The organism is Terrabacter terrae, assembly GCF_039529575.1.
Classification (GTDB): domain Bacteria; phylum Actinomycetota; class Actinomycetes; order Actinomycetales; family Dermatophilaceae; genus Terrabacter; species Terrabacter terrae.
On the sequence record NZ_BAAANB010000007.1, the window covers coordinates 1 to 11,997 of the forward strand.

At 72.1% G+C, this 11,997-nt stretch carries 12 protein-coding genes; 9 read left to right on the forward strand and 3 right to left on the reverse strand.

Features of this window, described 5'->3' with window-relative positions; genetic code table 11:
• Positions 1–1,208: iron uptake transporter deferrochelatase/peroxidase subunit (efeB, locus tag ABD194_RS08185; protein WP_425579964.1), on the forward strand; the 1,208-nt coding region annotated here is incomplete at its 5' end.
• A gap of 14 nt (positions 1,209–1,222) precedes the next feature.
• On the opposite strand, the gene ABD194_RS08190 is transcribed toward efeB, so the two are convergent.
• A complete protein-coding gene (locus tag ABD194_RS08190; protein WP_343989885.1) occupies positions 1,223–2,323 on the reverse strand; it encodes a diacylglycerol/lipid kinase family protein in 1,101 nt (366 codons plus the stop codon).
• A gap of 79 nt (positions 2,324–2,402) precedes the next feature.
• Between ABD194_RS08190 and ABD194_RS08195 the strand changes: the two genes are divergently transcribed.
• From ABD194_RS08195 to ABD194_RS08210, 4 genes are all read left to right on the forward strand, one after another.
• Positions 2,403–2,963 (forward strand): DinB family protein, encoded by a 561-nt coding sequence (locus ABD194_RS08195; RefSeq protein WP_343989888.1) that lies wholly within the window; start codon positions 2,403–2,405, stop codon positions 2,961–2,963.
• Positions 2,960–4,015, forward strand: coding sequence for a Gfo/Idh/MocA family protein (locus tag ABD194_RS08200; protein ID WP_343989891.1), 1,056 nt, complete (start codon positions 2,960–2,962; stop codon positions 4,013–4,015). The genes ABD194_RS08195 and ABD194_RS08200 overlap by 4 nt, the downstream gene beginning before the upstream one ends.
• A gap of 30 nt (positions 4,016–4,045) precedes the next feature.
• On the forward strand, positions 4,046–4,819 hold the full coding sequence (gene map / locus ABD194_RS08205) for a type I methionyl aminopeptidase (RefSeq protein WP_343989894.1): 774 nt from the start codon (positions 4,046–4,048) through the stop codon (positions 4,817–4,819).
• An 88-nt stretch (positions 4,820–4,907) separates the two neighbouring features.
• Positions 4,908–5,105, forward strand: coding sequence for a hypothetical protein (locus ABD194_RS08210; RefSeq protein WP_343989897.1), 198 nt, complete (start codon positions 4,908–4,910; stop codon positions 5,103–5,105).
• A 12-nt stretch (positions 5,106–5,117) separates the two neighbouring features.
• On the opposite strand, the gene zwf is transcribed toward ABD194_RS08210, so the two are convergent.
• Entirely contained in the window at positions 5,118–6,551 is a 1,434-nt protein-coding gene (gene zwf / locus ABD194_RS08215) for a glucose-6-phosphate dehydrogenase (RefSeq protein ID WP_343989900.1), read from the reverse strand.
• A gap of 91 nt (positions 6,552–6,642) precedes the next feature.
• On the opposite strand from zwf, the gene ABD194_RS08220 reads away from it, so the two are divergent.
• Positions 6,643–6,906 carry a GlsB/YeaQ/YmgE family stress response membrane protein gene (locus ABD194_RS08220; RefSeq protein WP_343989903.1) on the forward strand — a complete coding sequence of 88 codons (264 nt, stop codon included), beginning with the start codon at positions 6,643–6,645 and terminating at the stop codon, positions 6,904–6,906.
• Between the two features lie 6 nt (positions 6,907–6,912).
• On the opposite strand, the gene ABD194_RS08225 is transcribed toward ABD194_RS08220, so the two are convergent.
• Entirely contained in the window at positions 6,913–8,571 is a 1,659-nt protein-coding gene (locus ABD194_RS08225) for an ABC-F family ATP-binding cassette domain-containing protein (RefSeq protein ID WP_343989906.1), read from the reverse strand.
• Between the two features lie 283 nt (positions 8,572–8,854).
• Between ABD194_RS08225 and ABD194_RS08230 the strand changes: the two genes are divergently transcribed.
• The 3 genes from ABD194_RS08230 to ABD194_RS08240 all read left to right on the forward strand — a co-directional run bounded on the left by ABD194_RS08230 (position 8,855) and on the right by ABD194_RS08240 (position 11,984).
• Complete coding sequence (locus tag ABD194_RS08230; RefSeq protein ID WP_343989909.1) at positions 8,855–9,754, forward strand: ABC transporter ATP-binding protein; 900 nt, start codon at positions 8,855–8,857, stop codon at positions 9,752–9,754.
• Positions 9,751–10,635 (forward strand): ABC transporter permease, encoded by an 885-nt coding sequence (locus ABD194_RS08235; protein ID WP_343989913.1) that lies wholly within the window; start codon positions 9,751–9,753, stop codon positions 10,633–10,635. The genes ABD194_RS08230 and ABD194_RS08235 overlap by 4 nt, the downstream gene beginning before the upstream one ends.
• A gap of 218 nt (positions 10,636–10,853) precedes the next feature.
• A complete protein-coding gene (locus ABD194_RS08240) occupies positions 10,854–11,984 on the forward strand; it encodes a ScyD/ScyE family protein (RefSeq protein WP_343989916.1) in 1,131 nt (376 codons plus the stop codon).
• Positions 11,985–11,997: the final 13 nt, after the last annotated feature.

Consider the following 11,997-nt stretch of genomic DNA (forward strand, 5'->3'; position numbering starts at 1 on the left):
CGTATGCCGTGACTCGCCGTCTCGACGCCGCCTCCGCGGGTGCCGGCGAGCCCACCGCAGCACAGGTCGCCTCGCTCGACGCGCCGATCCCCTTCCGTGGCATGCACCAGGCCGGGATCGTCACGCCGGCCCAGGACCGCCTCCACTTCGTCGCGCTCGACGTCGTGACGAAGGACCGCGAGGAGCTGCGCAGCCTCCTCGAGGAGTGGACCCGCGCGGCCGAGCGGATGACCGCCGGTGCCGAGGCCGCGCCCGGGGGCCTGGTCGGCGGGGGGCCGAACCGGCCGCCCGAGGACACCGGCGAGGCGTACGACCTCCCGGCCTCGGGCCTGACGATCACGATCGGCTACGGCCCCTCCCTCTTCGACGACCGGTTCGGCCTCGCCGCCAAGAAGCCCGCTGCGCTGCAGGACCTGCCGGCCTTCGCCGGCGACCAGCTCGACCCGCGTCGAACCGGCGGGGACCTCTGCATCCAGGCCTGCGCCAACGACCCGCAGGTCGCGGTCCACGCGGTGCGCAACCTCATCCGCATCGGCTTCGGCGTCGTGGCCGTCCGCTGGTCGCAGCTCGGCTTCGGGCGCACGTCGTCGACCTCGACCGCGCAGGCCACGCCCCGCAACCTCTTCGGCTTCAAGGACGGCACCAACAACCTCAAGGCCGAGGAGCCCGAGGCCCTCGACCAGCACGTGTGGGTCGCGCCCGGAGACGAGAGGGCTGGGGCCGCCTGGATGGCCGGCGGCTCCTACCTCGTGGCGCGCCGGATCCGGATGCACATCGAGGTGTGGGACCGGACGAGCCTGCAGGAGCAGGAGGACGTCATCGGCCGCGACAAGAAGCAGGGTGCGCCGCTCGGCGCCGCCAAGGAGCACGACGCCCTCGACTTCGCACGGAAGGGACCGGACGGCACGCCCGCGATCCCGATGACCGCCCACGTGCGCCTGGCCCACGAGAGCCGGCTCGGCGGCATACGGATCCTGCGCCGCGGCTACAACTTCACCGACGGCTCGGACGGTGTCGGGCATCTCGACGCCGGGCTCTTCTTCCTCGCCTACATGCGTGACCCGAGCAGGCAGTTCGTGCCGATGCAGCGGGCGCTGGCCAAGGCGGACGGGCTCAACGAGTACATCGAGGTGGGCGGCTCGGCCCTGTTCGCCTGCCCGCCGGGGCTGGAGGACGGCGAGCACTGGGGCCAGGCGCTTTTCGCCTGACCCCGGTCCAGCGGCTACTGGCTGACGCGCACCGTGAGGCAGCCGGGTCGGACCGTGGCGCTCACCTCGGTGGCCTCGCCGATGACGTCGCCGTCGATCTGCACGGGCACGGGCCGGTCGGTGCGCACCCGCACCTCCTTGCACACCTTGTGGTCGAGCGTCGCGTGGCCCTTGCGGCGGCGGGTCGCGACCCGGGTGGCAACGGGCACCCAGCCGACGACGCCCCGCGGCGAGGCGATGACGGTGTCGAGCTGCCCGTCGTCGACGCGGGCGTTCGGCATGAGCACGAGCCCGCCGAGCAACCGCCCGCAGTTGCCGATGACCACCATGCGGGCGCGGCGGCGGAACTCCAGCTCGTCGTCGACCTTGACGGAGATGCGGAACTCCGGGGAGACGAGGTGCTTGAGGCCGGAGACCATGTAGGCCGGCCAGCCCACCTTCGCCTTGAGGTTCTCGTTGGTGCCGGCCATGATCTGCGCGTCCATGCCGATGCCGCTCATGACGAGGAACTGGTGCGTCTCCGGGGCGCCGGACTCGTCCGGTGCCTCGTCCATCGGGGCGGCGCCGATCACGAGCTCGCCGACGTCGATGCGACGGTTGCGGCCCGTCAGCGCGACGGAGACCGCGGCCTCGAGAGCGACGGGCAGGTCGAGGTTGCGGGCCAGCAGGTTCCCGGTCCCGGCCGGCAGGATGCCGAGGGCCGTCTCGGTGCCGATGAGGGCGCTCGCGACGTTCCGGACGGTGCCGTCACCGCCGAGCGTGCAGACGAGGTCCACGCCGTCGCGGACGGCCTGGGCCGCCTGGCCGACGCCGGGGTCCTCGACCGTCGTCTCGTAGAAGCGCGGCTCGCCCCAGCCGTTCTCGAGGCACGACGCGGTGATCCGCTGCTCGATGGCCACGAGGTCGGTGAACTTCGTCGGGTTGATGACGACCCCGGCTCGCTTGAGCGGTGCCGGGGGGTCGTCACCGTTGCGGAAGTGGTCGCGCGGGGGGCGTGGACGGCGCCGCCGGCTCCCGCCGGCCTCGGGTGTGACCCGGGTGAGGACGACCCCCCCGACGACCAGCGCCAGCACGACGAGGCCGGCGACGATCCACGGCAGGTAGTCCTTGAGCACGAAGACATACGGTATCCCGAGCGTGAACGGCTCCCGAACAGCCGCCGTCCGGGCAAGGGGATACGCCTACCCTGAGCGCATGAGCGAGCCGACGCGTGAGCCGATCGTCGACCCGGGACCCTCCACCCCCGACGACGCCGACTGGACCTGGGTCCTGGACCGGCCGTGTCCCGACTGCGGGTTCACCGCCGCCGCCCTCGAGCCGGCCGACGTCCCCGGCTTCCTCCGCGACGCGGGCCCTCGGTATGCCGCCCGCCTGGGTCGGGACGACGCGCGCACCCGTCCGGCCGAGGGCGTCTGGTCACCGCTCGAGTACGCCTGCCACGTGCGCGACGTCTGCGCCGTCATGACCGGCCGGCTCGAGCAGATCCTCGCCGGGGGCGGCGAGGTCGTCACCTTCGCGAACTGGGACCAGGACGCGCCCGCCGTCGAGCGGCAGTACTGGCGCTCCGACCCCGAGGTGGTGGCACGCGAGGTCGCCGCCGCCTTCGAGACGGCGGCGACGGCATACGCCCTTCCGGCGGGTACGCAGTGGGAGTGGCCGGCCCTACGCAGCAACGGCTCGTCGTTCACGGCCCGCACGCTCGCGCTCTACTTCGTCCACGACGTCCGCCACCACCTCTGGGATGTGACCGCATGACCCTGCCCATCGACGTGCCGCTCCGGCTGCCCGAGCCGCGCACGCCCGACCCCCACGACGCGCCCCCCATCCGGTGGGGCATCCTCGCGCCCGGCGGGATCGCGCACACGTTCGCCGACGCGGTGGCGGTCGGCACCGCGTCCTCCGTCGTCGCCGTCGGTTCGCGCAGCCTCGACCGGGCCAAGGACTTCGCCGACGAGTTCGGCATCCCGAAGTCGCACGGCTCCTACGAGGACCTCGTCGCCGACCCGGAGGTCGACGCCGTCTACGTCGCGTCGCCGCACTCGGAGCACCGCGACCACGCGCTGCTCGCGCTCGAGGCGGGCAAGCCGGTGCTCGTGGAGAAGGCGTTCACCCGCAGCGCCGCCGAGGCCCGGGAGGTGTTCGCGGCTGCCGAGGAGCAGGGCCTGCTCGTCGTCGAGGCGATGTGGAGCCGCTTCCTGCCGCACTACGACGTCGTGCGCCACGTCGTCGAGACGGGTCTCATCGGGGAGCTCGTGACGGTGTTCGCCGACCACGGGCAGCGGCTCTACCCCGACGGCCCGGAACGCCTGTCGCAGCCCGAGCTCGCCGGCGGCGCGCTGCTCGACCTCGGCGTCTACCCGGTCTCCTTCGCTGACCTCGTCCTCGGCGGCCCGACCACGGTCTCGGCCACCGGCACGCTGACCGACCTGGGCGTGGACGCGACGACCGCGATCACCGTGAGCGGAACCGGGGGGACCCAGGGACTGCTGTCCTGCACGATGGCCGGCGTCACGCCGTGCACCGCCGTCGTCGCGGGCACGGAGGCGCGGCTCGAGCTGTCCGGCGCCTTCTACGGCGCCGGCTCGACGATCCGCCTCGTCGACCGCCACAACGAGACGATCGACGAGCGGCCCGGCGGCCTCACCGACGACGTGCGCGGGTTCTCCTACGAGGCAGCCGAGTTCGCGCGCTGCCTCGTCGCCGGCGAGACGGAGTCGCCGCTCATGCCGCACGCCACGACACTGCGCGTCATGGAGACGATGGACGACGTGCGCCGTCAGGTCGGGGTCGTCTATCCCGGCGAGTGAGCGCCGGCGGGGACACGGAGTGAGGTGCGCATGATCGAGATCCTGGACGCAGGTGAGCTACGCCGTGCCCGGCGCTCCGGGGCGCTCGTCGCGGACATCCTGGCGACCCTGCGAGATCGGTGCACGGTCGGGACGAACCTGCTCGACGTGGACCGCTGGGCGAAGGCCATGATCATCGACGCCGGGGCGCAGTCCTGCTACGTCGACTACGCGCCGTCCTTCGGTCGTGGGCCGTTCGGCCACTACATCTGCACGTCGGTCAACGATGCCGTGCTCCACGGGCGACCGCACGACCAGGTCCTCGCTGACGGCGACCTCGTGTCGCTGGACCTCGCCGTGTCGCTCGACGGGATCGCCGCCGACTCGGCCGTCAGCTTCCTCGTCGGCGACACCAGACCGGCCGAGAGCGTCGCGCTCATCGAGACGACCCGGCGGGCCCTGGCCGCGGGCATCGCGGCAGCCGGTCCCGGAGTGCGCCTCGGGGACGTCTCACACGCCATCGGGACGGTGCTCTCCGGCGCGGGCTACCCGGTCAACACCGAGTTCGGTGGTCACGGCATCGGCTCGACGATGCACCAGGAGCCGCACGTCCCCAACCTGGGGCGACCGGGCCGCGGGTACCGGCTGCGACCCGGCTTGCTGCTGGCGCTGGAGCCGTGGGTGATGACCGACACCGACGAGCTCGTCACGGCCGAGGACGGCTGGACGCTGCGCAGCGCCACCGGCTGCCGCACCGCCCACAGCGAGCACACGATCGCCATCACCGAGGACGGCGCGGAGGTCCTGACACTCGCGCCGCGCTAGCGCTGCGGGGGGACCGGCGGGGCGCGCACGGCGTCATGCTGCGGTCCTCACCCCCTCGAGACACAGAGGTCTGCGATGGCCACCGACGATGCTCCTCCTCTTCTTCGGGGTGGTCGCCACCCTCGTCGTCTGCCCCGACGCGTCGACGGCCGCACCGATGACGGCGGGCACGCTGTGGCGTGCCAACGAGGCGGCGTCGGTGGTCAGTGTCGACACGATGGTGGTTTCCAGCCGCAAGCGGGTGAGCCGTCCCGTGGGTCGGGCCTGCAGTGGCCGTGCATGGTGACGGTGCGGGGGCTCAGGCGCCCATGACGTTGGGGTCGCGCCAGCGGCGCTCGAACGGCAGCCGCCACGCGAAGGGCGCGACGAGCTGGTGAACCTGGTTGGGACCCCACGTTCCCGGGTCGTAGGCGCGGACCGGCGGAGGGTTCTCGAGGAGCGGCTGGCTGATCTCCCACAGGCGCTCGATGCCCTCGGCGGAGGTGAACAGGGTTCGGTCTCCGCGGGCGGCGTCGTAGATGAGCCGCTCGTAGGCCTCGAGAACCGCACCAGCCCAGTGCGTCTCCTGCATCGAGAACTGCATCGACAGCTTGTCGAGCTTCATGCCCGGGCCCGGCCGCTTCCCGTAGAACGACAGCGACATCCGGGCCTTGTCGGCGAGGTCGAAGGTCAGGTGGTCGGGGCCGTTGTCGCCGACGCCCGAGGAGGCGGGGAACATCGACCTCGGGGGCTCCTTGAAGGCGATCGAGATGATGCGCGCGCCCTCGGCCAGCCGCTTGCCGGTGCGCAGGTAGAACGGGACACCGGCCCAGCGCCAGTTGTCGACGAAGCACTTGAGGGCCACGAACGTCTCGGTCTGGCTCTCGGGGTCGACCCCGGGCTCGTCGCGGTAGCCGACGTACTGCCCGCGCACGACGTCGTGCGGCTCGATCGGCGCCATCGACCGGAAGACCTTGTTCTTCTCCTCGCTGATCGCGGCCGGCTCGAGCGCGGTCGGCGGCTCCATCGCGGTGAAGGCGAGCACCTGGAACAGGTGGGTCACGACCATGTCGCGGTAGGCGCCGGTGCCCTCGTAGAAGTCGGCGCGTTGCGAGAGGCCGAGCGTCTCGGGCACGTCGATCTGGATGTGGTCGATGTGGTTGCGGTGCCAGATCGGCTCGAACAGGCCGTTGGCGAAGCGGAAAGCGAGGATGTTCTGCGCCGGCTCCTTGCCGAGGAAGTGGTCGATGCGGAAGATCTGCTCCTCCGAGAAGACCTGGTGCAGCTCGGCGTTGAGCGCGCGGGCGCTCGCGAGGTCGGTGCCGAAGGGCTTCTCCATGATGATGCGGCTGCGTTCGACGAGCCCTGCCTGCGCCAGCTGGTGCACGACGGCCAGTGCCGCCTTCGGTGGCACCGACAGGTAGTGCAGACGGCGAGCGTCGGGCCCGAGGATCGCCTCCGAGTCGTCGACGGCGGCGCGGATGCCCTGCGGGCCGGCGCTGCCCGGCACCCAGTGGATGCGATCGGCGAACTCGCGCAGGTCGTCGTCGCTGACGTCGTGGCTGCTGTGCTCGCGCACCGACGCGAAGACGATGTCGAGGAACTCGTCGCGGCTCAGCTCGTCGAGTGACGTCGCGACGATGCGCAGCCCGGCCAGCAGCTTCGACTCGTGCAGGTGCAGCATCCCCGGGAGCAGCTTGCGACGGGCGAGGTCCCCGGTGGCACCGAACAGGACGACCGTGGTGGCAGGCATGCGTCCAGCGTGCCCCAGATCGTCCTCCGGCGGGGGCTGCGTTCCCGTGGAACTCCTCCTCCGGGGGCCGGTGCGCGCCTACCCTTGTCGCATGCTGATCCTCGGCATGATCCTCTTCGGCATGCTGGTCGGGGCAGCCGCGCAGCTCATCCTCGGGCGGCACGGCAAGGGCATCGACTGGACGCTGGCATTCGTCGCGGGTCTGGTCGGCTCGTTCGTCGGCGGCCTGCTCGTGAGCCTGCTGGCCGGCGACGGCCTCGAGCTGCGCCCGAGCGGCATCATCGGTTCCATCGTCGGTGCCGTTCTCGTGACGGCGGTGTGGCGCTGGAGCCGGAGCCGCAGCGCCACCCGCTGAGTCCTCCTACAGCGTCTTCACGGTCACCCGGCCGCGCTCGACGGACCACCGGTGGGTGAGCCGTATGCCGTCCAGGAAGCTCTCGTCGTGGCTGACGACGAGCACCGTCCCCCCGAATGCCGCCACGGCGGCCTCGAGCTGCTCGATGGCGTCGACGTCGAGGTGGTTGGTGGGCTCGTCGAGCACGAGGACGTTGACCTCACGCCCCTGGAAGAGGGCCATGAGCGCACGGGTGCGCTCGCCCATGGACAGGCTCCGCGACGGCCGTGACACGTGCTCGGACCCGAGCCCGAACTTCGCGAGCAGCGTGCGCACGTCGGAGATCGGCCACTCCCGACCGGTTCTCGGGTCGGTGCCGAGCTGGCGGCGCACGACGTCGAGGAGGGGCGCGTCGTCGTCGAGCAGGTGCCGGCGCTGGTCGATGACGCCGACGGCGACGCGCGTGCCCAAGGACCGGCGACCGGAGGTGAGGGGCAGGTCGCCGAGCAGCGCACCCAGCAGCGTGGTCTTGCCCGAGCCGTTGTCGCCGACCAGCGCGACGCGGTCACCGCGCCCGACGGCAAGGCCGACGGGTCCGAGCCGGAAGCCGTGCCGCTCGACGACAGCGTCCGAGAGCGTCGCCACGACGTCGGCGGAGGGGCGTCCCTCGGTGATCGCGTAGCGCAGCTGCCACTCCTTGCGAGGCTGCTCGACGGTGGCCAGACGGTCGGCGGCGCGCTCGAGGCGGGCGCCCTTCGCGGCCTGCCGGTCGGCGCGCGCCTTGTGCTTCTCGCGGATGAACTTGTCCGGTTCCCCGCTGGCGGCGACGTTGCGCCGACCCTTCGCCGCCCAGTCCTGGCGCTGCCGGGACTGCGCGAGCAGCGAGTCGCGCTCGGCGGCATACCCCTCGTACGCCTGCCACGCGTGCGCCCGAGCCAGCTGGCGCTGCGCGACGAAGTCGCTCCAGCCGCCCGTGTAGTGGCCGATGCGCTGCTGCTTGAGGTCGAGCTCGACGACGCTCGTCGTGACCGCGTCGAGGAAGGTGCGGTCGTGGCTCGCGATGAGGACGGGCCCCTCGTGGCCGCGGACGAACTCGGCCATCAGGGCGAGGCCGCGAGCGTCGAGGTCGTTCGTCGGCTCGTCGAGCAGGAGCACGTCGTACTGGCTCAGCAGCACCGCGACGAGGCACGCCCTGGCCGCCTGGCCTCCCGAGAGCGTGCCGAGCGGCCGGCCAGGGGCGACGTCGAGGCCGACGCGGGCGGCGACCTCGGGCAGGCGCTCCTCGAGGTCGGCGGCGCCCAGGGCGAGCCACCGCTCCAGCGCGAGGGCGTAGCGGTCCTCGGAGCCGTCGGCCCCCTCCGCGAGTGCGGTGGACGCCGCCTCGAGCTCGGCGTCGGCTGCGGTCACGCCCGTGCGACGCCGCGCGTACGCCAACAGGGTCTCGGCCGCGTCGGGCACGACCTGCGGCAGCCAGCCGATGCTCGCGTCCCGCGGCGCGAGCCGGATGGACCCGGCCTCGATCGGCAGCTCCCCGACGATCGTGCGCATCAGCGTCGACTTGCCGGAGCCGTTGGGCCCGACGACCGCCGTCACGTCGCCGTCGGCAAGGGTCAGGTCGAGAGCCGAGAAGAGGGTGCGCGCGCCGAAGGCGACGTCGAGCCCCGAGATGGTGAGGGTGGAAGACATGAGAGGTCCTGGATGGTCGGCAGGGTCCCGGCGGTGCCGTCAGACGGTCGGTGCCGTCGACGGGTCAGCGCGCGGGCTGGCTCGGAGCATCAGGAGATCCACACGGGAGAGAGGGTAGGGGCGAGGGGGTATGCCGTCCAGCGGTTTTGGTTTGCTCATCTCCCGAGTGCCGACCCCGAGTGCGGACCCCGAGTGCGGTCAGGGTCGAGGGCGCCTCTCTCGGGGTCGGAATCAGGTGGGTGACCGATGCGCGGCCGTTGCCGGTTTCGGGAGGGTGGGCCCCATGATCACAGTGGAACGACTCACCAAGCGCTACGGCCCCTTCACGGCCGTCGACGACGTCTCCTTCGAGGTCAAGCCCGGCCTCGTCACCGGCTTCCTCGGTCCGAACGGCGCGGGCAAGACGACCGCCATGCGCGTCATGGCCGGCCTGACGCCCGCGAGCTCTGGGCGGGCGACCGTCCTCGGCAAGCCGTATGCCGCCCTGCCGAACCCCGGACGCCACGTCGGCCTGCTGCTCGACGCGTCGGCGCAGCACGCCGGGCGCACCGGGCGCGAGGTGCTCACGCTGGGCGCGATCCTCATGGGTGTCGGCCGCAGCCGGGTCGACGAGATGGTCGACCTCGTCGGCCTCACCGAGAAGGAGGCGAACCGGAGGGTGCGCAACTACTCCCTCGGCATGCGCCAGCGCCTCGGCATCGCGCACGCCCTCCTCGGTGACCCGGAGGTCCTCATCCTCGACGAGCCGGCCAACGGCCTGGACCCAGCCGGCATCCGTTGGATGCGCGACCTGCTGCGCGGCTACGCCGACCGCGGTGGCACGGTGCTGCTCAGCTCGCACCTGCTGAACGAGATCGAGCGCGTCGCCGACGAGATCATCGTCATCGGCCACGGCCGGATCGTCGCCCAGGGGACCAAGGAGGAGCTGCTCGCCGGCGCGGGCACGTTCACCCGATCCACCGACGACGACGCCCTGGCCGCGGCGCTCGCGAGCGAGTCGATCGTCGCCCAGCGCCCGCCGACCGGCGGCCTGCAGGTCGAGGCCGAGCCGATCGTCGTGGGCAGGGTCGCCGTGGCGCACCAGATCGTCCTGACCGAGCTGCGCGGCGCCGACAGCCGGGGGCTCGAGGAGATGTTCCTCGACCTCACGGCCGACTCCGCGCGAGAGGAGGTGGCGGCATGACCGCCCAGACCAGCACCAGCGACACCACCGCCGCCACCACCACGCCTTCTGCCCGCCCTGCGGACGCGCCCGTCTCCAAGAACGCGGAGTCGGCGCTGCCCACCCACGCCAAGGTCCCGAGCCACATCACCGGCCCGCGTCCCACGCCTGGGGTGCCGTTCGCCCGCCTGACCCACGTCGAGCTGCGCAAGATGCTCGACACCCGTGCCGGCCGCTGGCTGCTCCTCGGCATCGGTGCCATCATCGCGGTCGCCCTGACGATCATGTTCTTCAACGACGGCGGGCAGCACGCCTTCGTCGAGTACCTGCAGGCCACGACCATGCCGATGGCCCTCGTCCTCCCGGTCGTCGGCATCCTCGCCGTGACGTCGGAGTGGAGCCAGCGCACGGGCCTGGTCACCTTCGGGCTGGAGCCGCGCCGAATCCGGGTGGCCTGGGCCAAGACCGTCGCGGCGCTCGTCGTCGGCGCGTGCGCGTTCGCCCTCTCGCTGCTGCTCGCCGCACTCGCGCACCAGTCGGCCATCACCGTCCGCGGCGTCACGGGTGACTGGTCCGTCGACGCGCTGGTGCTGCTCGGAGCCGGTGGCTACGTCCTCCTCGGCATCGCGCAGGGCGTCGGCTTCGGCATGCTGTTCAAGAACACGCCCGCGGCGGTCGTCGTCTTCTTCGTCCTGCCCACGGCCTGGTCGATCCTCGGTTCGATGGTCTCCTGGCTGCGCGACGCCGCCGTGTGGCTGGACCTCAACCAGACGATGAACCCGCTGTTCCAGGGCTCGCTCACGGGCGAGCAGTGGGCGCACCTGGCCGCGTCGGTGACCCTGTGGGTGCTCGCCCCGCTCGCGGTGGGCATCTGGCGCCTCACCCGCGCCGAGGTCAAGTAGGACCGGCCGGCGGCTCGGGCTGCGGCTCGGGCCGCCACGTGCCGGTGCATCGTGCCCGCGCGCGGCCACCTTCGGCGCTTCCGGCACGGTCGATCTGCGCAGAAGTCCCGCGGACCGGGACGTTGCCGGACGCTCCGGCCACTTGTGTGAAGTCCATGAAACGGCTGTCCCCGCGTGGCTAGCGTTGATGGGTCAGGGGATGACCGAACGGGATGCCCATGAAAAAGAAATCTCTGATCCGGCGGTTCGCCGGGATCGGTGTCGCCACCTTGGCCGTCAGTGCGGCCGCGGCGAACTCAGTTGAGGCACAGACCAGCTCGTCGACAACTCACACGCCGAAGGTGGTCGCCTCCGGTCTCAACAGCCCCCGGCAGCTCACCTTCAGCCCGGGAGGCTGGCTCTACGTCGCGGAGGCCGGCACCACCGGCCGGACGGCCTGCCGCCCCAGCAACCTCGACCCCAAGGCCAAGGCCTGCGTCGGGCTGACCGGCTCGGTCGCCCGCATCGGGGCGAGGGGCACGGTCACTCGGGTGGTGCGCGGACTGCCGTCGGTCGGGACGGCGGACGAGCCACTCGGCCCTGCCGACCTCGTGTTCACCGAAGGCGACAGCTTCGCCCTCACGATCGGGCTCGGCGGCTCAACCGCCTACCGCGCCAGCTTCGGCTCCATGGGCGCCCGGCTCGGCACGCTCGTCAACGTGGACCTGCGGTCGCACGAGGGGCCGCGGGTGACCCGGATCGCGGACCTCGCCGCCTACGAGGCCCGGGCCAACCCGGACAAGGGCCACGTCGAGAGCAACCCGACCGGGCTGGCGCGCTGGGGCGACAGCTACGTCTACACGGACTCGGGGGGCAACGCGGTGAACAGCACCAGGCATGGTGGCACCACGCTGGCGGTCCTGCCACCGGTTCCCACGACGAAGCCGACGCCCAACGGTCCGCCCGCAGGGTTCCCGGCCGAGGCCGTGCCCACCGACGTGGTGCGGGGCCCGGATGGTGCCTGGTACGTCTCCCAGCTCGTCGGCTTCCCGTTCGAGAAGGGGGCCGCGACGATCTGGCGCCTCGTGCCGGGTCACGCCCCGACGGCATACGCCACGGGGCTGACGAACGTGACGTCACTCGCGTTCGACCACCATGGTCGGCTCTACGCGGTGGAGATCGCGGCGAACGGTCTCCTGAACGGTCCCGTGGGCGCCCTGGTGCGCGTGCCGCGCGAATCCACGTCGCCGGTGGTCGTGGCGGGCGGTCTCGCCGCCCCGTACGGCGTGGCGCTGCGGGGCGACGACGCGTACGTCACGACCCACACCACGGAGGCAGGTGCCGGGCAGGTCCTGCGGGTCCACCTCTGAGCACCCAGCTCTC

Bases quoted from the DNA above. Each gene is read 5' to 3' on its own strand.
- ABD194_RS08195 (WP_343989888.1), top strand. From the start codon at position 2,403: ATGAGCGAGCCGACGCGTGAGCCGATCGTCGACCCGGGACCCTCCACC.
- ABD194_RS08235 (WP_343989913.1), top strand. From the start codon at position 9,751: ATGACCGCCCAGACCAGCACCAGCGACACCACCGCCGCCACCACCACG.
- ABD194_RS08240 (WP_343989916.1), top strand. From the start codon at position 10,854: ATGAAAAAGAAATCTCTGATCCGGCGGTTCGCCGGGATCGGTGTCGCC.
- ABD194_RS08230 (WP_343989909.1), top strand. From the start codon at position 8,855: ATGATCACAGTGGAACGACTCACCAAGCGCTACGGCCCCTTCACGGCC.
- map (WP_343989894.1), top strand. From the start codon at position 4,046: ATGATCGAGATCCTGGACGCAGGTGAGCTACGCCGTGCCCGGCGCTCC.
- ABD194_RS08210 (WP_343989897.1), top strand. From the start codon at position 4,908: ATGCTCCTCCTCTTCTTCGGGGTGGTCGCCACCCTCGTCGTCTGCCCC.
- zwf (WP_343989900.1), bottom strand. From the start codon at position 6,551: ATGCCTGCCACCACGGTCGTCCTGTTCGGTGCCACCGGGGACCTCGCC.
- ABD194_RS08225 (WP_343989906.1), bottom strand. From the start codon at position 8,571: ATGTCTTCCACCCTCACCATCTCGGGGCTCGACGTCGCCTTCGGCGCG.
- ABD194_RS08200 (WP_343989891.1), top strand. From the start codon at position 2,960: ATGACCCTGCCCATCGACGTGCCGCTCCGGCTGCCCGAGCCGCGCACG.
- ABD194_RS08220 (WP_343989903.1), top strand. From the start codon at position 6,643: ATGCTGATCCTCGGCATGATCCTCTTCGGCATGCTGGTCGGGGCAGCC.